The 20,396-nt window shown below is 76.6% G+C and carries 3 protein-coding genes; all 3 read left to right on the top strand.

Annotation, left to right across the window (positions count from 1 at the left end; translation table 11 throughout):
• The first annotated feature begins 63 nt into the window (after window positions 1–63).
• The gene (locus M4J07_RS37135) at window positions 64–3,705 is read left to right on the top strand and encodes an SDR family NAD(P)-dependent oxidoreductase (RefSeq protein WP_255979591.1); all 3,642 of its coding nucleotides are present in this window, start codon (window positions 64–66) and stop codon (window positions 3,703–3,705) included.
• A gap of 12 nt (window positions 3,706–3,717) precedes the next feature.
• Complete coding sequence (locus M4J07_RS37130) at window positions 3,718–14,739, top strand: type I polyketide synthase (protein ID WP_255979589.1); 11,022 nt, start codon at window positions 3,718–3,720, stop codon at window positions 14,737–14,739.
• A partial coding sequence (locus M4J07_RS37125; RefSeq protein ID WP_255979587.1) for an SDR family NAD(P)-dependent oxidoreductase occupies window positions 14,736–20,396 on the top strand: 5,661 nt, incomplete at its 3' end. The genes M4J07_RS37130 and M4J07_RS37125, both read left to right, overlap by 4 nt.

Here is a 20,396-nt window from a genome sequence, read left to right as displayed (position 1 = left end):
GGTGTGATCAAGATGGTGTTGGCGTTGGGGCGTGGGGTGGTGCCGGCGTCGTTGCATGCGCGGGTGCCGTCGTCGCATGTGGACTGGTCGTCGGGTGGGGTGGAGGTGCTGCGGGAGGCGCGTACCTGGCCGCAGGTGGCGGGTCGGTTGCGGCGGGCGGGGGTGTCGGCGTTCGGGGTGAGTGGGACGAACGCGCACGTGATCGTGGAGGAGCCGCCCGAGCTGGCGGAGGCCGAAGTGGCGGGCTCGGTGGGGGTGTTGGAGGCGGCGGGTGTGGTGCCGCTGGTGCTGTCCGCCCGTACGGAGACCGCCCTCGCCGCCCAGGCCCACCGGCTCGCCGCGCACCTGACGCGGCAGCAGGACGTCCCGTTGCCGGACGTGGCCAGGGCGCTCACCTCGTCGCGGCAGACCTTCGACCAGCGGGCCGTGGCCCTCGTACGTGACGTCGCGGACGCCGAGGACACCCTGCGCGCCCTCGCCGAGAGCCGCCCCACGTCGCGCGCCGTCACCGGTGTCGGTGCTGGTGGTCGGCGTGTGGTGTGGGTGTTCCCGGGTCAGGGGTCGCAGTGGGAGGGGATGGGCCGCGGGCTGCTTGACGTCCCGGTGTTCGCCGAGGCGTTGGCGGAGTGTGATGCGGCGCTTGCGGAGGTTGCCGGGTTCTCTGTCGTGGAGGTGATCCGTGGGGTGGAGGGTGCGCCTTCGCTGGAGCGGGTCGAAGTCGTGCAGCCGGTGCTGTTCGCGGTGATGGTGTCGTTGGCGCGGTTGTGGCGGGCCTGTGGTGTCGAGCCGGATGCCGTGGTCGGACACTCCCAGGGCGAGATCGCGGCCGCCTGCGTGGCGGGCGCGCTGTCGTTGGAGGATGCCGCGCGGGTGGTGGCGCTGCGCGCCCGCGCCCTCGCCGAACTGCGCGGCCACGGAGCCATGTTGTCGCTCCGCGTCGGCCGGGCGGAGGCGGAGCGACTGCTGCGCGACGCCGCGTCCGGTGAGCTGGAGACGGTCACGTCCGGCGCGCTGGAGACGGCCGCTGTCAACGGGCCCGACGCCGTCGTCGTGGCCGGTGACCCCGACGCGGTGCGCCGCTTCCAGGAGCACTGCGCCGAGGTGGGCGTCGACGCGCGACTGCTCCCCGTCGACTACGCCTCCCACACCTCCCACGTGGAGCGGCTGCGGGACTCGGTCACCGCACCACTGGCCGGCATCGCCCCGCGCGCGGCCGGCATCCCCCTCTACTCCACCCTGCGGGGCGCGTTCACCGACGGCTCCGGCCTCGACGCCGCGTACTGGTACGAGAACCTGCGTCGCACCGTCGAGTTCGAGGACGCCATCGGGACCCTCGGCACGACGGGCTACGACGCGTTCGTCGAGGTGAGCCCCCACCCGGTGCTCGGCGCGAGCATCCAGGCCACCGTCGGCGACGCGAGCACCGTGGTGGGCTCCCTGCGGCGCGGCGACGACAGCCCCGGACGCTTCCTCGCCTCCGTGGCCGAGGCACACGTCGGCGGTGTCGCGGTGGACTGGCGGGCCGTGCACGGCGACGGCGGACCGGACGGAACGGAGAGGCCGGACAGGTCGTACGGACCGGTGGACCTGCCGACCTATGCCTTCGACCACGAACGCTACTGGCTGCTGCCCGACGCGACCGGACCCGCCCGCGCCACCGACGCATGGCGCTACCGCGTCGGCTGGCAGGAGACCACCGAGAACCTCAACTCGGCCGCACTGGACGGGCGTTGGCTGCTGCTCGTGCCCGCGGCGCCGGACGGTCCGCAGGACGGGCACGCCTGGTGCGGCGCCGTGGCCGGCGCCCTCGCCGGCCACGGGACCCCGCCCCACACGGTCACCGTCCCGGTCGGCGACCCGCACGCGGTGACCACCGCCGTACGCGCCGCCCTCGCCGACCCGCCCGGGTCCGGCGGCCACGCGGGAGTGCTCTCGCTGCTGGCGCTCGGGGAGGACCCGGACGCCGGGGCCGAGGCGACCCTCGTCCTGCTGCGCGAACTGGCGGCGGCGGACACCGAGGCCCCCGTCTGGCTGGCGACGCGCGGCGCGGTCGGCACCGGGGCCGACGACCCCGTGACCTGCCCGGCCGGGGCGCAGGTGTGGGGCCTAGTCCAGGCCGCCGCACTCGAACGCGGCGCCCTGCACACCGGCCTCGTAGACCTGTCGCCGGAGCCGACCGAAGCTCAACAGGCCCTGCTCGTTCAGGCGTTGACCGGGACCGAGGACCAGATCGCGATCCGCTCCGGCACCGTGCTCGCCCGCCGGCTGCTGCCCGCCCCGCAGGACGCGGACCAGCGGCCCGGCACCGCCGAAGGCGTCGTGCCGCAGGGGACGATCGTCGTCACCGGCGGCACCGGTGGCCTAGGCGCGCTCACCGCACGCCGCCTCGCGGCCCGCGGCGCCGAGCACCTGGCCCTGGTCGGCCGCCGCGGCGAGGCGACGCCGGGCGTGGCCGCCCTGGTCGCCGAACTGACCGCGCTGGGCGCCCGCGTCACCGTCCACGCCTGCGACGTCGGCGATCGCGACGCGGTGACGGCACTCGTCGACGGGCTGCGCGCCGACGGCGCGAGCGTCACCGGCGTCGTGCACGCGGCCGGACTCAACCAGCGGACCCCGGTACGGGACATGACCGTCGAGGAGTACCGGGAGGTGCTGGCCGCCAAGGTGCAGGGCGCCCGCCACCTCGCGGACGCCTGCCCCGACCTGGGCCTCTTCCTGCTCTTCTCCTCGGGCGCAGCCGTGTGGGGCAGCGCGGGACAGGGCGCGTACGCGGCGGGCAACGCCTTCCTCGACGCCTTCGCCGAGCAGCGCCGCGCCCACGGTCTGGCCGCGACGTCCGTGGCCTGGGGGCTGTGGGCGGAGGGCGGCATGACCGACGACGGAGAGGCCGTCGCCCGGCTCCGCGACCAGGGCGTGCGCCCGATGCCCGGCGACCGGGCACTGGCGGTCCTCGAATCGGTGCTGGCCGACGGCGCGGCCACCGCCGTCGTCGCCGACGTCGACTGGGCGCGGTTCACCGAGACGTTCACCGCCCTGCGGCGCAGGCCGCTGCTCGACGCGCTCCCCGGCGCCCGGGCCGCCGACACCGCACCGGGGGAACCGGCCGCCGGATCCGCCCTGCGCGACCGGCTCGCCGGCCGGCCCGCGGGCGAGCAGCACCACGAACTGGCCCACCTGGTCCGCTCCCACGCCGCCGCGGTCCTCGGCCACGAGGACATCCGCGCGGTCGCGGTGGACACGGCCTTCCGCGAACTCGGCTTCGACTCGCTGGGCGCCGTCCGCCTGCGCAAGAGCCTGAGCGGCGCCACCGGGCTCGCCCTGCCCTCGACCCTGATCTTCGACCATCCCAACGCCGCCGCGCTCGCCGCCCACCTGCGCGCCGAACTGTTCACGGATCCGGAGGACGCGGCGGGCCCGGGCGGCCCCGACGGCACGGACAGCGTCGACGACGCCGTCGCGGCGGCGCTCGGCGGCCTCGACCGCCTGGAGGCGCGGCTCGCCCAGGTGGCCGGGCCACGGCGTGCCGAAGTGGCCCGGCACCTCGACCGCGTGCTGACCGCCCTGCGGAGCGGCCCCGGCCACGACGGCGGATCCCGCGTCGCGCCCGATCCGGAGCCGGACCTCGCCGAGGCCGGGTTCGACGAACTGATGGAGGCCCTCGGGCGCGAGCTCGGCGACAACGGCCAGCCGACGGCGAACAGGTAAGGACTGAACACGGTGACGAACGACAACGACAAGGTCGCTTCATACCTGCGTCGCGCGACCCTCGACCTGCGCGCGGCCCGGCAGCGCATCCAGGAGCTGGAGGCCGACCCGATCGCGATCGTCGGCACGGCGTGCCGGCTGCCCGGCGGGATCGACACCCCCGAGGGCTTCTGGGACGTGCTCGCGGCGGGCGAGGAACGGCTGTCCCGGTTCCCCGACGACCGCGGCTGGGACCTGACCGGCCTCTACCACCCCGACCCCGACCACCCCGGCACCACCTACGTGCGCACCGGGGGATTCCTGGAGCGCGCGGGCGACTTCGACGCCGCGTTCTTCGGGATCTCCCCGCGCGAGGCCGCCGCCATGGACCCGCAGCAGCGCCTCCTGCTGGAGACCTGCTGGGAGCTGGTCGAGAACGCCGGACTCGACCCGCACGCGCTGCGCGGCACGGAGACCGGCGTGTTCCTCGGCGTCGCCCGGCACGGCTACGGCGACGCCGCGGGCTCCGCCGAGGACGCCGAGGGGTACACGGTCACCGGTGTCGCGCCGTCCGTGGCGTCCGGCCGGATCGCGTACACCCTCGGGCTCGAAGGGCCCGCCATCACCCTGGACACCGCCTGCTCGTCCTCCCTCGTGGCCCTGCACCTGGCGGTGGCGTCGCTGCGCCGCGGCGAGTGCGCGACGGCGATCGTGGGCGGCGCCGCCGTGATGGCGGGACCCGAGGTGTTCATCGACTTCGCGCGGCAGCGCGCCCTCGCCGCCGACGGCCGCTCCAAGGCGTTCGGCGCGACGGCGGACGGCTTCGGCTTCGGCGAGGGCGTCGCCGTGCTGCTCCTCGAACGCCTCTCGGACGCGCGGCGCAACGGGCACACCGTGCACGCCGTCGTCCACGGCACCGGCATCAACCAGGACGGTGCCAGCAACGGCCTGTCCGCCCCCAGCAGGGCCGCCCAGCGCAAGGTCATCGAGCAGGCGCTCGCCAACGCGGGCATCGCCCCCGGCGACGTCGACGCGGTCGAGGCGCACGGCACCGGCACCACCCTCGGCGACCCCATCGAGGCGCACGCCCTGCTCGACACATACGGCCGGCACCGCGACGCGCGGCGCCCGCTGTGGCTGGGCTCCGCGAAGTCGAACATCGGCCACACCCAGGGCGCCGCCGGCGCGGTCGGCATCCTCAAGATGGTGCTCGCCCTGCGGCACGAGCGGCTGCCCAGGACCCTGCACGCGCAGGAGCCGTCGCCGCACGTCGACTGGTCGTCGGGGGCGGTCGCCCTGCTCGCCGAGGAACAGCACTGGCCGCGCGGCGACCGGCCCCGGTACGCGGCCGTCTCCGCGTTCGGCATCAGCGGCACCAACGCCCACGTCGTCCTCGGGGAGGCCCCCGAACCGCAGGCCCCCGAGCCGGCGGAGACCGGGACGCCGGAGACCGGAACGCCGAAGACCGGAACGCCTATGGCGGCGCCGCACGGCCCGGTGCCGCTGGTCGTCTCCGCGCGGACCGACGACGCCCTGCGCGCCCAGGCGCGGCGGCTGTCCGCCGTCGTCGCCGACGAGACCGTCCAACTGGCCGACCTGGGCCTCTCGTTGGCCGTTGACCGGGCCCGGCACGAGCACCGCGCGGTGGTCCTGGCCGGTACCCGAGAGGCGGCCGCCCTCGGCATCGGCGAGGTGGCGGACGGCCGGGCCCGGGTCAGGGGAACCGTCGAATCGGGCGGGCGCTCCGCCGTGTTCCTCTTCCCCGGCCAGGGCTCGCAGTGGGCCGGCATGGGCGCCGACCTGCTGGAGTGGTCCCCGGTCTTCGCCGAGTCGATCCGCGCCTGCGACGCGGCGATGGCGCCGTGGCAGGACTGGTCGGTGGCCGCGGTGCTGCGCCAGGAGCCGGGCGCCCCCGGGCTCGACCGGGTCGACGTGGTGCAGCCCGCGCTGTTCGCGGTGATGGTGTCGCTGGCCGCGCTGTGGCGCTCGTACGGGGTCGAACCCGCGGCGGTGGCCGGGCACTCGCAGGGCGAGATCGCCGCCGCGCACGTCGCCGGGATCCTCACCCTGGAGGACGCCGCCCGGCTCATCGTGCTGCGCAGCAGGCTGCTGCGGTCGGTGGCCGGGCAGGGCGCGATGGCCGCCGTCGCCCTCGACGAGACCGCCGTGCGGGGGCTGATCGCCCCGTACGGGGGCGCCGTCGAGGTGGCCGCCGTCAACGGCCCCGCCGCCGTCGTCGTCTCCGGCGAACCCGACGCCGTGCACGCCCTCGTGGCGGCCTGCGCCGAGCAGGGCGTCCGGGCCCGCGCCATCGACGTCGACTACGCGTCGCACTCCGCGCAGATGGACCAGGTACGCGACGAACTCGCCGCCGCGACACGGGAGGTGAAGCCCGGCCGTGCGCAGGTGGCGTTCTACTCGACGGTGACCGGCCGCCCGATGCGCGGCGAGGAGCTCGACGCCTCCTACTGGTACCGCAACCTGCGCGAACCGGTGCGCCTGCACGACGTCGTGGAGCTCGCCGCCGCCGCGCACCACGACGCCTTCGTCGAGATCAGCCCGCACCCGGTGCTGGCGGCGACGGTCGACGAGACCCTCGACGCACGGGGCCGGGAGCCGGGCGACTCCGTGGTCGTCGGCACCCTGCGCCGCGCCGCCCCCGGCCCGGAGTCGTTCCTCGCCTCCCTGGCGAGCGCCCACGTCGCGGGCGTCGACGTGCGCTGGCAGCCCGCCTTCCCCGGCGCGCGCCACGTCCCGCTGCCCACGTACCCCTTCCAGCGCAAGCACTACTGGACGTCCGTCACCGCGCCCGTCCGCGCTGCCGGTGAGGTGACCTACGGCGAGACGTGGCAGCCGCTGCCCGCGCAGGACCGGACGGAAGCCGACGGTGCGCGCGGGACCTGGCTGGTCGTCACCCCGCCGACCGCGCCCGCCTTCGCCGCACCGCTGACGGCCGCGCTCCGCGAGGCGGGCGGCACACCCCTGACGTGCGTCCTCGACCCGGACCAGGACCGCGCCGCGGCCACCGCGGCCGTCACCGCCGCGACGGCCGGCAGCACCGCACTGCGCGGTGTCGTGTCCCTGCTCGCCGCCGACGAGTCGGACCACCGCGGCCTGACCGGCGTACCGGCCGGAGCGGTCGCCACCCTGACGCTCCTCCAGGCCCTCGGTGACGCGGGCGTCGAAGCACCGCTGTGGTGCCTCACGCAGGGCGCCGCACGGACCCCCGCCGACGACGCCGGTACGGGGTCGTTCGCGCAGGCCGCCGTCCACGGCCTCGGCCGGGTCGCCGGCCTGGAACTCGGGCAGCGCTGGGGCGGCGTGCTCGACCTGCCGCACGGCGGCGTGGCCGAACCCCTCGTCGCCAAGGTGCCCGGAATCCTCGCGGGCGCACCCGCCGCCGAGGACCAACTCGCCCTGCGCGACGACCACGTGTACGGGCGACGGCTGGTGCGGACAGCGTTGCCGGCCGCCGCCGAGCCGGCCCCGCGCCCGCACGGGACCGTCGTCGTCACCGGGGCCGACAGCCCGATCGGGCAGCGGCTCGCCCGGTGGGCCGCCGACGCCGGGGCCGGCCACCTCGTCCTGGTGGGGGAGGCGGACGAGGAACTCGTCGGCGCGCTCCGGGACGGCGGTACGACGGTCACCCGCTGCACAGCCGACGAGGACGCCCTCCGGTCCGCTGTCGAAGCGGCCCCGCACGCCGTCAGCACCGTCCTGCACGCCGCGACCCGCACACAGTTCGGGCCGGTCCTGGAGACCGGCCCCGAGGACTTCGCGGCCACCGTGCACGCCAAGACGGGACCGGCCCTGACGCTCGCCCGCGTCCTGGCGGGGCAGCCCGTGGAACAGGAGATCCACTGCTCGTCCGTGGCCGGCGTCTGGGGCGGCGCGGGCATGGCCGGATACGCGGCGGGCAGCGCCTGCCTGGACGCCTTCGCCGCGCACCGGCGCGCCGCGGGCCACCCGAGCGTCGCCGTGGCCTGGAGCCCCTGGGCCCTGCCCGACGCCCCCGAAGTCCCTGGCGCCCCCGAAGTCCCCGACGCCGCCCGGCCGGTGGCACAGCGCGGACTGCGCGCCCTGACCGCCGACCGCGCCCTGACGGTCCTGGAGTCCGTCCTCGACGCGCGGGCGACGGCCGTCGCCGTGTCCGACGTGGACTGGCCCGCCTTCGCCGCGGGCCGGCGCGCGGTCCGGCCGACCGCGCTGTTCGCGGAGATCGCCGAGGCACGCGAGACGCCGGAGCCCGCGGCACCGGCCACCGGTCCCGACGGCGGTCCGGCCGGCGAACTCGCCGCCAGGCTCACCGCCCTGAGCCCGGCCGAGCAGGAGGACCTGCTGGTCGGCGTGGTCGCCGAGGCCACCGCCGCCGTCCTCGGCCACGACAGCGCCCACGACGTCAACGGCCGCCGGGCGTTCACCGAACTCGGCCTGGACTCCCTGGGCACCGTGCAACTGCGCAAGCGGCTCGCCGCCGCCACCGGTCTGCGGCTGCCCGCCTCCCTGGTCTTCGACCACCCGACCGTCACCCGCCTCGCCCGCCACCTGCTGTCGCTGCTGGCCACCGGCCCCCGCCCGGACGACCCCGCCGGGGCGACGACCGGCACCGCGCCGCTCGCCGAGCAGGAACCGATCGCCGTCGTCGGCATGGGCTGCCGCTTCCCCGGCGGCATCGCGTCGCCCGACGACCTGTGGCGGGCCGTCGCCGACGGCCGGGACCTCACCGGCGGCCTGCCCCGGGACCGCGGCTGGGACCTGGCCGCCCTCGTCCACCCCGACCCCGACCACCCCGGCACCAGCTACAGCGACCGCGGCGGATTCCTCACCGACGCGGCGGGCTTCGACGCCGACTTCTTCGGCATCACCCCCCGCGAGGCCCTCGCGATGGACCCCCAGCAGCGGCTCATGCTCGAAGTCGCCTGGGAGGCCGTGGAACGCGGCGGTATCGACCCCGACCAGCTGCGCGGCAGCCGCGTCGGTGTCTTCGTCGGCTCCAACGGACAGTCGTACATGCCGCTCCTGGAGAGCGAGGCCGCCCGCGTCGAGGGCTACCAGGGCCTCGGCAACTCGGCCAGCGTGCTGTCCGGGCGGCTCGCCTACGTCTTCGGCTGGCAGGGCCCGGCCCTGACCGTCGACACGGCCTGCTCGTCGTCGCTGGTCGGCATCCACCTGGCGATGCGGGCCCTGCGCAGCGGCGAGTGCACCATGGCCCTGGCGGGCGGCGTCACCGTGATCTCCGACCCCTACACGTTCGTGGACTTCAGCCGGCAGCGCGGCCTCGCCGCCGACGGCCGGTGCAAACCGTTCGCGGCCGGGGCCGACGGCTTCGGCCTCGCCGAAGGCGCCGGCGCGCTGCTCCTCGAACCCCTCTCCAAGGCCCTGGAAGCGGGGCATCCCGTACTCGCCGTGCTGCGCGGCAGCGCCGTCAACCAGGACGGCGCGAGCAACGGCCTGGCCGCGCCGAACGGCCCGGCCCAGGAAGCCGTCATCCGGCAGGCGCTCGCCGACGCCCGGCTGTCGGCCGCCGACGTCGACGCGGTCGAGGCGCACGGCACCGGCACCCGGCTCGGCGACCCGATCGAGGCCGGCGCGCTCCAGGCCACGTACGGGTCGGAGCGCCAACGGCCCCTGGCGCTCGGCTCGGTGAAGTCCAACATCGGCCACACCCAGGCCGCCGCGGGCGTCGCCGGCGTCATCAAGACGGTCCTCGCCCTGCGGCACGGCGTGCTCCCGCGCAGCCTGCACGCCGAGGAACTCTCCCCCGAGATCGACTGGTCGGCGGGGACCGTCGAGGTCCAGCGGGAGAACGCGGACTGGCCGCGGGGCCCCCGCGTGCGCCGGGCCGGAGTCTCCTCGTTCGGCGTCAGCGGCACCAACGCCCACGTCCTGGTGGAAGAGGCCCCGGATGCACCCGCACCGGACGCCGCCGCCGACCCGGACCGGCTGCCCGCCGGCCGCGGACTCGCCGCCGACGCCGTCGCCCTCCCGCTGGCCGCCAGGACACCCGCCGCGCTCGCGACCCAGGCCAGAGAACTGGCCCAACTCCTGCGCACCGCACCGCAGATCCCGCTCGCCGACACGGCCCGTACGCTCGCGGCCGGCCGGGCCCGGTTCGACGTCAGGGCCGGCGTCGTCGGCGACGACCGGGCCGCGCTGTGCGCCGCCCTGGACGCGCTGGCGGCGGGCGAGGCCGCGGCCGACGTGGTGCCGCCCCGCACGGCCGCCGACCGCAGGGCCGTCCTGGTCTTCCCCGGCCAGGGCTCGCAGTGGGACGGCATGGCCCGCGACCTGCTCGACCGGTCCGAGGTCTTCGCCGCGTCGATGGAGCAGTGCGCGACGGCACTCGCCCCGTACACCGACTGGGACCTGCTCGCCACGCTGCGCGGCGCGGGCCCCGAGGACGCGTACGAACGGCCCGACGTCGTCCAGCCGTTGCTGTTCGCCGTCATGGTGTCGCTGGCCAGGCTGTGGCAGGCCCACGGCGTCCAACCCGCCGCCGTGGTCGGCCACTCCCAGGGCGAGATCGCCGCCGCCTGCGTCGCCGGCGCCCTCACCCTCGACACCGCCGCGAAGGTCGTGGCCCTGCGCAGCAAGGTGCTGCGCGCGCTCGACGGACAGGGCGGCATGGCCTCCGTCACCGGCACGCCCGACGAGATCGAGGCCGCCCTCGCACCGTGGGACGGCCGGCTGAGCGTGGCCGCCGTGAACGGGCCGCGCTCCCTCGTCGTCGCCGGAGAGGCCACCGCCCTCGACGCGTTCGTCCGCTCGCCGCGGGCCGAGGGCCTGTCGCCGCGGCGGATCGCCGTCGGCTACGGCTCCCACTCCCCGCAGGTCGAACGGATCGAGCGGCAGCTCGCCGACGAACTCGGCACGATCGAGACCCGGTCCGCCGTCGTCCCCTTCTGCTCCACCGTCACCGGCGACCTCATCGACACCGCCGGGCTCGACGCGGCGTACTGGTACCGCAACCTGCGCGGCACGGTCCGGCTCGACGACGCCGTACGGCAGTTGACCGGCCAGGGCTTCGACACGTTCATCGAGGTGAGCCCGCACCCGGTGCTGCTCCCCGGCATCCAGGGGACCGCCGACGACCTGGGCCGCGAGGACGTCGTCACCCTCGCCTCGCTGCGCCGCGACCGCCCGGGACCGCGCACCTTCCTGCGCGGTCTGCTGGAGGCCCGCGCCGCCGGCCTGCCTGTCGACCTCACCCCGGCCACGGGTCCCGCCGGCACGGCGACCGGACTGCCGACCTACCCGTTCGAGCACACCGCCTACTGGCCGCGACCGCGCCGCGCCCGCGGCGACGCCGCCGCCCTCGGCATGGACCCGGTGGCACACCCCGTCCTGTCCACGGCCCTGGAGACGCCCGACGGCGGTCACGTCCTCACCGGCCGGATCGTGCTCGGCAACCAGCCCTGGCTGGCCGACCACGCCGTCGGCGGCCGCACGCTCCTGCCCGGCAGCGCGCTGGTCGACCTGGCCCTCACGGCAGGCCGGCACGCGGGCACCCCCGCCGTGGAGGAACTGGTGCTCTCCGCGCCGCTGGAGCTCGGCCCGGCCACCGCCGTACGCGTCACCGTCGGCGCCGCCGACCCGAACGGCACCCGCACCGTGGACGTGCACGCCCGCGACGCAGGCGGCCCCGACGCCCCCTGGACCCGGCATGCGACCGGTGTCCTCGGCGAGGCCGTGGCGCCGCCCGAGGCCCCGGCCGCCTGGCCGCCGCCGGACGCCCGCCCCCTCGACGTCGACGCCGCCTACGCCCGCCTGGCCGACCGGGGCTACGCCTACGGCCCCGCGTTCCGCGCCCTGCGCGCCGCGTGGCAGCGCGGCGACGAGGTGTTCGCCGAGGCCGAACTCCCCGCCGCCGCCGGCCCCGACGGGACCGGTGACGCGGGCTACCCGCTGCACCCCGTCCTCCTCGACGCGGCGGCACAGACGCTCGGCCTGAGCTCCCTGGCCGACCGGGAAGGGTCGTTCCTGCCGTTCTCCTGGAGCGGCACCACCCTGTACGCGTCCGGGGCCACGGCCGTCCGCGTGACGGCGGTCCCGGCCGACGGCGCCGCGATGAGCCTGACCGTGACCGACCCCACCGGAGCACCGGTCGCCCAGGTCGGCGCCGTCACCGTGCGCCCGGCCGGCGGCGCGCCGCAGCACGGCGACGCCGAGGAGGCGGGCGCCGACGACCTCTACCGGCTGTCCTGGCGGCCGCTGCCGCGGACCGACGACGCGGTCGTGCGCTGCGCGACCGTCGGCGGCGGCCTGCCCGGACTCGGCAAGGACCACCCCGACCTGGCGGCCCTGGACGCGGCGGTCGCCACCGGCGAACCGGAACCCGACGCCGTCTTCGTGCGCTGCCTCCCGTGGCGGGCCGACGACCCGGCCGGCTCCGTGCGCGAGAGCGTGCTGCACGCGGCGGGACTCGTCCGCGCCTGGCTCGACGCTCCGCAGCGCACCGGCCGCCTGGTGTTCCTCACCCGGCACGCCGTCGCCGCCGGACCCGCCGACACGGACGCGGACCCCGCCCAGGCCGCCGTCTGGGGCCTGGTCCGCTCCGCCCAGGCGGAGTCGCCGGGCACCTTCGCGCTCGTCGACTGCGCCACGGACCCGGCGGCCCTCGTCCGGTTCCCCGCCGTGCTCGACCACTCGCAGGTGGCGCTGCGCGGCGACCTCGCGCTGGTGCCCCGGCTGGCCGCCACCCGCGGCGCGGCGGCCCTGCTGCCGCCCCGGACGCCCGCCCGCCTGGAACCCACCGGATCCTCCCTCGACGCCCTCGCGTTCGCGGCGGCCCCGGACGCCGGACGGCAGCCGGGCCCCGGCGAGGTACGCGTCGAACTCCGCGCCACCGGCGTGAACTTCCGCGACGTCCTCATCGCCCTCGGCATGTACCCCGGCGCCGCCGTCATGGGCACCGAGGGCGCCGGAGTCGTCACCGCCACCGGACCCGGCGTCACCGGCATCGCCGTGGGCGACCGCGTCATGGGCCTGTTCGAGGGCGCCTTCGGACCGGTGGCCGTCACCGACCACCGGCTGGTGGTGCCCGTCCCGCAGGGCTGGAGCAGCACCGAGGCCGCCGCCCTGCCCATCGTCTTCACCACCGCCCACTACGCGCTGCACGACCTGGCGGGCCTGCGGCCGGGACAGGCGGTCCTGGTGCACGCCGCCGCCACCGGCGTCGGCCTCGCCGCGGTCCGCCTGGCCCGCCTCGCCGGGGCTGAGGTCTTCGCCACCGCGAGCCCCGCCAAGCACGACGTCCTGCGCGGACTCGGCCTCGACGACGACCACATCGCCTCCTCCAGGGAACCCGGGTTCGGCGAGCGGTTCCGGTCCTTCCGGGGCGGCCGCGGCATGGACGTCGTGGTCAACTCGCTGACCGGCGCGCTGCTCGACGAGTCCGCCGGGCTCCTCGCGGACGGCGGGGCGTTCGTCGAGATGGGCAAGACCGACCCGCGCGACCCGGACCGGTTCCCCGGCCGCTACCTGCCGTTCGACCTCGCCGACGCGGGCCCCGACCGGCTCGGCGCCATCCTGACCGAGGTCGCGGCCCTCGTCGCCGACGGCAGCATCGGCCGCCTCCCGGTCACGGCGTGGCCACTGCAGCGGGCGTCCGCCGCGCTCCAGCACATGAGCACCGGACGGCACACCGGGAAACTGGTGCTCACCCAGTCTGCCCCCCTCGACCCCGACGGCACCGTCCTCGTCACCGGCGGCACGGGCACCCTGGCCCGGCTGCTGGCCCGTCACCTCGTGACCGAGCACGGCGTACGCCACCTGCTGCTGCTCGGCCGCCGCGGGCCCGCCGCCCCCGGCGCGGCCCGGTTCGAGGAGGAACTCGCCGCGCTCGGCGCGACCGTGACCACGCTCGCCTGCGACGTCGCCGACCGTGCCGCGCTCGCGGCGGCCATCGACGGCATCCCGGCCGAGCACCCGCTGACCGGCGTCGTGCACACCGCGGGCGTCCTCGCGGACGGCCTCGCCGCCGACCTGCGGCCGGACGCGCTCGCCGCGGTCCTCGCGCCGAAGGCCGACGCCGCCTGGCACCTGCACGACCTCACCGCCCACCGGGAGTTGAGCTTCTTCGCGCTGTTCGGCTCCGGCGCCTCCGTGCTGGCCGGACCGGGACAGGGCGCGTACGCGGCGGCCAACGCCGCGCTGGACGCGCTGGCCCGCCACCGGCAGGCGCGCGGACTGCCCGCGACGTCCCTCGGCTGGGGACTGTGGGAGGAGGCCAGCGGGCTGACGGGCACCCTCGACGAGCGGGACGCCCGGCGGATGGCCAGGGCCGGCATGCGGCCCCTGCCGACCGCCCGCGCCCTGGCCCTGTTCGACCTCGCGATCCGGCGCGGCGACCCGGTCCTCTTCCCACTGCACCTGGACACCTCCAGGCCGCAGGAGCCGGACGCGGTGCCCGAGGTGCTGCGCGGGCTGCTGCACGCGCCGCTGCGCCGGGCCGCCGCCGCGCCGACCGGCGCCGGGCTCGCCGCGCGCCTCGCGCCGCTGCCCAGGACCGAGCGGATCGCCGCCCTGACGGAGGCCGTACGGGCCCAGGCCGCCGCCGTCGCCGGATACGACACGGCGGAATCGGTGGCGCCGGGACGGCAGTTCAAGGACCTCGGCTTCGACTCGCTGGCCTCGGTCGAGCTGCGCAACCGGCTGGGCACCGCGGTCGGCCTGCGGCTGCCGAGCACCCTCGTCTTCGACCACCCGACGCCCGAGGCGGTGGCCGCGTACGTCGACGGCCGGCTGTTCGCGGACGCGCCCGGCGGAGCGGAGACGGACCCGCGCCGCCCGGTCATCGAGCACCTGAACGCCCTGGAGGCCGCGCTGGACGGCTGGCACGACAGCACCAGGGACGCGCCGGCCACCGCGGAGACCGCCGGTCAACGCCGTGCGATCGAGGCGCGGTTGACGGCGCTGCTCGGCAGGTGGAGCGCCGCGGGCGGCACGGAGACCGGCACGGCCGCCGGTGCCGTCGGCGTCATCGACGACGCCGACGACGAGGAACTGTTCGAACTTCTCGATCAGCGGTTCGGTGAGGGGAACGAGGGACGATGAGCGGGGAGCAGGAGACCACCGAGGGCAAGCTGCGCCGCTATCTGCGGCGCACCGTCGGGGACCTGGAGGCGGTCAGCGCACGGCTGCGGGAGACCGAGTACCGGGCCGGTGAGCCGATCGCGGTCGTCGGCATGGGCTGCCGGTTCCCCGGCGGCGTCAACTCCCCCGAAGAGCTCTGGGAGTTGATCGACGGGGACGGCGACGCCGTGTCGGGTCCGCCCACCGACCGGGGCTGGGACACCGCCTCCGCCGACGGGCGCACCGGCGGGTTCCTGCACGACGCGGCCGGCTTCGACGCGGACTTCTTCGGCATCTCGCCGCGCGAGGCCCTCGCCATGGACCCGCAGCAGCGGCTGCTCCTGGAGGTCGCCTGGGAGGCCCTGGAACGCGCGGGCCTCGACCCGGCGTCGCTGTCCGGCACCGCCACCGGTGTCTTCGCCGGGGTGGGCGCCGTCGACTACGGGCCGCGCCCCGACGAGGCGTCCCCCGACGTCCTCGGCTACCTGGGCACGGGCACCGCGTCCAGCGTGGCCTCCGGCCGGGTGGCGTACGCGCTGGGCCTCGAAGGCCCGGCGCTGACCGTGGACACCGCCTGCTCCTCCTCCCTCACCGCGACCCATCTGGCCATGCAGGCCCTGCGCCGCGGGGAGTGCACGACCGCGCTCGCGGGCGGCGTCACCGTCATGAGCACCCCCGGCGCGTTCACCGAGTTCAGCAGCCAGGGCGGGCTCGCCGCGGACGGCCGGTGCAAGCCCTTCGCCGAGGCCGCCGACGGCTTCGCGCTCGCCGAGGGCGCCGGCCTCCTCGTCCTGCAACGGCTGTCCACGGCCCGGCAGGAGGGCCGCCGCGTCCTGGCCGTGCTGCGCGGCTCCGCCGTCAACCAGGACGGCGCAAGCAACGGTCTCACCGCCCCCAACGGCCCCGCCCAGCAACGGGTGATCCGACAGGCCCTCGACGACGCCCGGCTCGGCCCCGGTGACGTCGACTACGTCGAGGCGCACGGCACCGGAACCACCCTCGGCGACCCCATCGAGGCCCACGCCCTGCTGGACACCTACGGCGCTGAGCGCCCCGCGGACCGGCCGCTGTGGCTCGGCTCCGTGAAGTCCAACATCGGGCACACCCAGGCAGCCGCCGGGGTCGCGGGCCTGATCAAGACCGTGCTCGCCCTCCGGCACGGCCGGCTGCCCCGCCTCCTCCACCTCGACGCGCCCTCGTCGCGCATCGACTGGGAGACCGGCGCCGTCGTCCCGCTCGGCGAGAGCACGCCGTGGCCGCCCGGGAGCCGCACGCGCCGCGCGGGCGTCTCCTCGTTCGGCATCAGCGGCACCAACGCGCACGTCCTCGTCGAGGAGGCGCCGGACGCCGCCGCGGACGACCCGTCCGCAGCAGGCCCCGCCGCCGAACGCCCCGCGCCCGGCCCCTACCCGCTGCTCCTGTCAGGCAGGACCGACGGCGCCCTGCGCGACCAGGCCGCCCGGCTCGCCGCCCACCTGGAGCGGCCCGGCGCCGCACCCCTGCCGGACACCGCACGCACCCTCGCCACCCGGCGCACCGTGTTCGCCCACCGCGCCGCCGTCGCCGTCACCGATCCCGCGGACGTCCAAGCCGCCGTGGCCGCCCTGCGGGCCGTCGCCGCGCAGGAACCGCACGCACGGGCCGTCACCGGCAACGGCCCGGCCAGGACCGGTCGCAAGATTGCGATGGTCTTCCCCGGGCAGGGCTCGCAGTGGGCCGGTATGGCCGCCGAACTCCTCGCGTCGGAACCGGAGTTCGCCAGCTCCCTGCGCGCCTGCGAGCAGGCACTCGCCCCGCACGTCGACTGGTCGCTGACCGAGGTGATCGCCGACGGCCTGCCCCTGGAGCGGGTGGACGTCGTGCAGCCCGCGCTGTTCGCGGTGATGGTCTCGCTGGCCGCGCTCTGGCGTTCGTACGGCGTCGAACCGGCCGCCGTGATCGGGCACTCCCAGGGCGAGATCGCGGCCGCCTGCGTCGCCGGCGCCCTCTCCCTGGAGGACGCCGCGACGGTCGTCGCCGTCCGAGCCAAGGCGCTGCGCTCGCTCGCGGGCACCGGCGGCATGGTCTCCCTGGCCCGCACCGAGGAGCAGGCCGAGGCGCTGCTCGCCCCCTACGCGGGCGCCCTGTCGGTGGCCTCCGTCAACGGCCCCGGGTCGGTCGTGGTGGCCGGCCCCCGCGCGGAACTCGACGCGCTCCTGGCGGCCTGCGCCGCCGACGGCGTCCGCGCCAAGAACATCCCGGTCGACTACGCCTCCCACTCGCCCATGGTCGAGCCGCTGCGCGAGGAACTGACCGCCGCCCTGTCCGGCGTCGTGGCCAGGACCGCGTCCGTGCCGCTGTACTCCACGACCACCGGCGAGCCGATCGACACCGCCCTGATGGGCGCCGACTACTGGTTCCGGAACCTGCGCGAGCAGGTCCGCTTCGAGACCGGTACGCGGCTGCTGGCCGAGGCCGGTTTCGACGCCTTCGTCGAGGTGAGCCCGCAGCCCGTCCTCACCCCCGGCATCGAGGCGACCGTCGACGCGGTCGGCGCCGACGCCGTGGTCCTGGGCACCCTGCGCCGGGACGCGGGCGGCCCCGACCGGTTCCTGGCCGCACTCGCCGAGGCCCATGTGCACGGCGTGCGCGTCGACTGGCGGCCCGCGCTGCCGGCCGCCGCAGCCGTGGCCGACCTGCCCACCTACCCCTTCCAGCACCGCCCGTTCTGGCACGCGGCACCCGGCCGCAGGGCCGGGGCGGCCGACGAAGGGCGCCGCTACCGCGTGGAGTGGCGGGACGCCGCCTGGGAAGCGGCCCCGCTCAGCGGCCCCGTCCTCCTCGTGACCGGGCCCCAAGTCCCGGACGCCTGGGGCGACATGGCCCGCACGGTCCTCGAACGCGCCGGCGCGACGGTCACGACCGTCGACGTGGGCGACGGCTGGGACCGCGCCACTGCCGCGACCGCCCTGCGCGCGGCCACGGCAGCGGCGGAGCACGAGCCGACGGCAGTGCTGTCCCTGCTGGCCCTGCTCGCTCCGGACGCCACCGCGGGGGACGGGCCCGTCGACCCGGCGCGGCTGCCTGCGCTGCGGACCCTGACCCTCGCCCAGGCGCTGGGCGACGCGGGCGCCGACGTACCCCTGTGGGTGCTGACGAGCCGCGCCGTGACCGTGACGGAGACCGACGGCGAGCCCGATCCGGCGCAGACCGCCGTGTGGGGCCTCGGCCGGGTCATCGGGCTCGAACACCCCACGCGCTGGGGCGGGTTGATCGACCTGCCCGGACCCGACGACGACCTCGGCGCCCGGCTGACGGCGGTGCTCGCCGGCCCGCGCGACGAGGACCAGGTGGCGCTCCGGGCGACCGGGGCGAGGGTTCCCCGCCTCGTGCCCGCCCCGGCCGGCACCCCCGTCGGCGGTACGCCCGGCTGGTCGCCGCACGGCACCGTCCTGGTGACCGGCGGCACCGGCGGCATCGGCGCCCACGTCGCCCGCCGCCTGGCCCGCGCGGGCGCCGGCCATCTCGTCCTCACCAGCCGCGGCGGACCCGACGCGCCCGGCGCCGCCGAACTGGCAGCGGACATTCGCGAGTCGGGCTGCGGAGTGACCCTCGCCGCCTGCGACGTCACCGACCGGGACGCGCTCGCCGCGCTGCTCGCCGCCGAACGGGCCGCGGGCCGGAGCGTCGACGCCGTCCTCCACACGGCGGGCGTCCCCCAGTCCACGCCTCTCGACGACATCACCGAGGCGGAGTTCGCGCACGTCACCGCCGCCAAGACCACCGGCACGGCGCACCTCGACGAACTCTGCACGGACGCGCAGGCGTTCGTCCTGTTCTCGTCGAACGCCGGTGTGTGGGGCGCGGCCAGGGCCGGTGCCTACGCGGCCGCCAACGCCTTCCTCGACGGCTTCGCCCAGCGGCGTGCGCACCGCGGACTGCCCGCCGTGTCCGTGGCCTGGGGTCTGTGGGCCGGTCCCGGCATGGCCGGTGACGCGGGCCAGGACTTCCTGCGCAGCCAGGGCGTCCGGCCGATGCCGCCCGAGCAGGCCCTCGCCGAACTGGACACGTGCCTCGACCGCGGCGAGACCTGCGTCTCCGTCGCCGACCTCGACCGGCCCGCGTTCCTCGACCTGATGGGCGCCGCCCGGCACCGGCCGCTGTTCGACGAGCTGGCGCCCGCCCGGCCCACGGCCGGGCAGGACGGCGGCCCCGAGGCGGAAGCTCCGGAGGGCAGTTCGCCGCTGCGCGAGAAGCTGCTGCCGCTGTCGGCGAAGGAGCGCAGGGACCATCTGCTGCGCCTGGTCAGGGCCGAGGCCGCTGCCGTGCTCGGACACCCCGACGCCCGGGCCGTCGAACCGGACCGGGCCTTCCGGGACGCCGGGTTCGACTCGATGACCGCCGTGCAGCTGCGCAACCGGCTCACCGCGGCGACCGGCCTGCGCGAAGCGTCCACCCTCGTCTTCGACCGGCCCAACGCCACCGCGCTCGCCGACTACCTCCTCGACCGCCTGTTCACCCCCGAACACGGCACGGACACCGAGCAGGACACGGGCACGGCACCCGCCGCCGGTCCCGCACGGAGTGCGGAGAGCGCCGACGACCCGGTGGTGATCGTGGGGATGGGCTGCCGGTTCCCCGGCGGCATCAACTCCCCTTCCGACCTCTGGGAGTTCATCTCCGCGGGCCGCGACGCCGTATCGGAACTGCCCGACGACCGCGGCTGGGACCTCGACCGCCTGAGCGACACCGCCGCCGACGGCACGGCAGGACCCCGCTACGGGTCCTTCCTCGACGCGGCGGGGGACTTCGATCCGGCGTTCTTCGGGATCTCGCCGCGCGAGGCCCTCGCCATGGACCCGCAGCAGCGCCAGATCCTTGAAGTCACCTGGGAGGCGATGGAGAACGCCGGCATCGACCCGCGCGCGCTGCGCGGCAGCGCCACCGGCGTCTTCCTCGGCGCCGCCTACCAGGGGTACGGCCACGGGGTCGAGCTCCCCGAGAGCAGCGAGGGCTACCTGCTCACCGGCGGCTCACCCGCCGTCACGTCGGGCCGCGTCGCGTACGTGCTGGGGCTCGAAGGCCCGGCGTTGACGGTGGACACGGCGTGCTCGTCGTCGCTGGTGGCGTTGCATCTGGCGGCGCGTTCGCTGCGGGACGGCGAGTCGTCGCTCGCGGTCGCCGGTGGGGTGTCGGTGATGGCGGGCCCAGAGGTGTTCACCGAGTTCGCCACGCAGGGCGCGCTCGCCGCCGACGGCCGCTGCAAGGCCTACTCCGAGCAGGCGGACGGTTTCGGCTTCGCCGAGGGCGTGGGTCTGGTGGTGCTGGAGCGGTTGTCGGACGCGCGGCGTCACGGGCACCAGGTGCTGGCGGTGCTGCGGGGGAGTGCGGTGAACCAGGACGGGGCGAGCAACGGCCTGTCCGCGCCGAGCGGAGTGGCGCAGCAGCGGGTGATCCGTGGGGCGTTGGCGGCCGCCGGTCTCGGCACCGCTGATGTGGACGTGGTGGAGGGACACGGGACGGGGACGGTGCTGGGTGACCCGATCGAGGCCCAGGCGCTGGTGGCGACCTACGGGCGCGGCCGGGACCGTGAACGTCCGTTGTGGTTGGGGTCGTTGAAGTCGAACATCGGGCATGCGCAGGCGGCTGCGGGTGTGGCT

Source organism: Streptomyces longispororuber, assembly GCF_024448165.1.
GTDB classification, from domain to species: Bacteria; Actinomycetota; Actinomycetes; order Streptomycetales; family Streptomycetaceae; genus Streptomyces; species Streptomyces longispororuber_A.
This window is presented reverse-complemented; position numbering and strand designations above follow the sequence as displayed.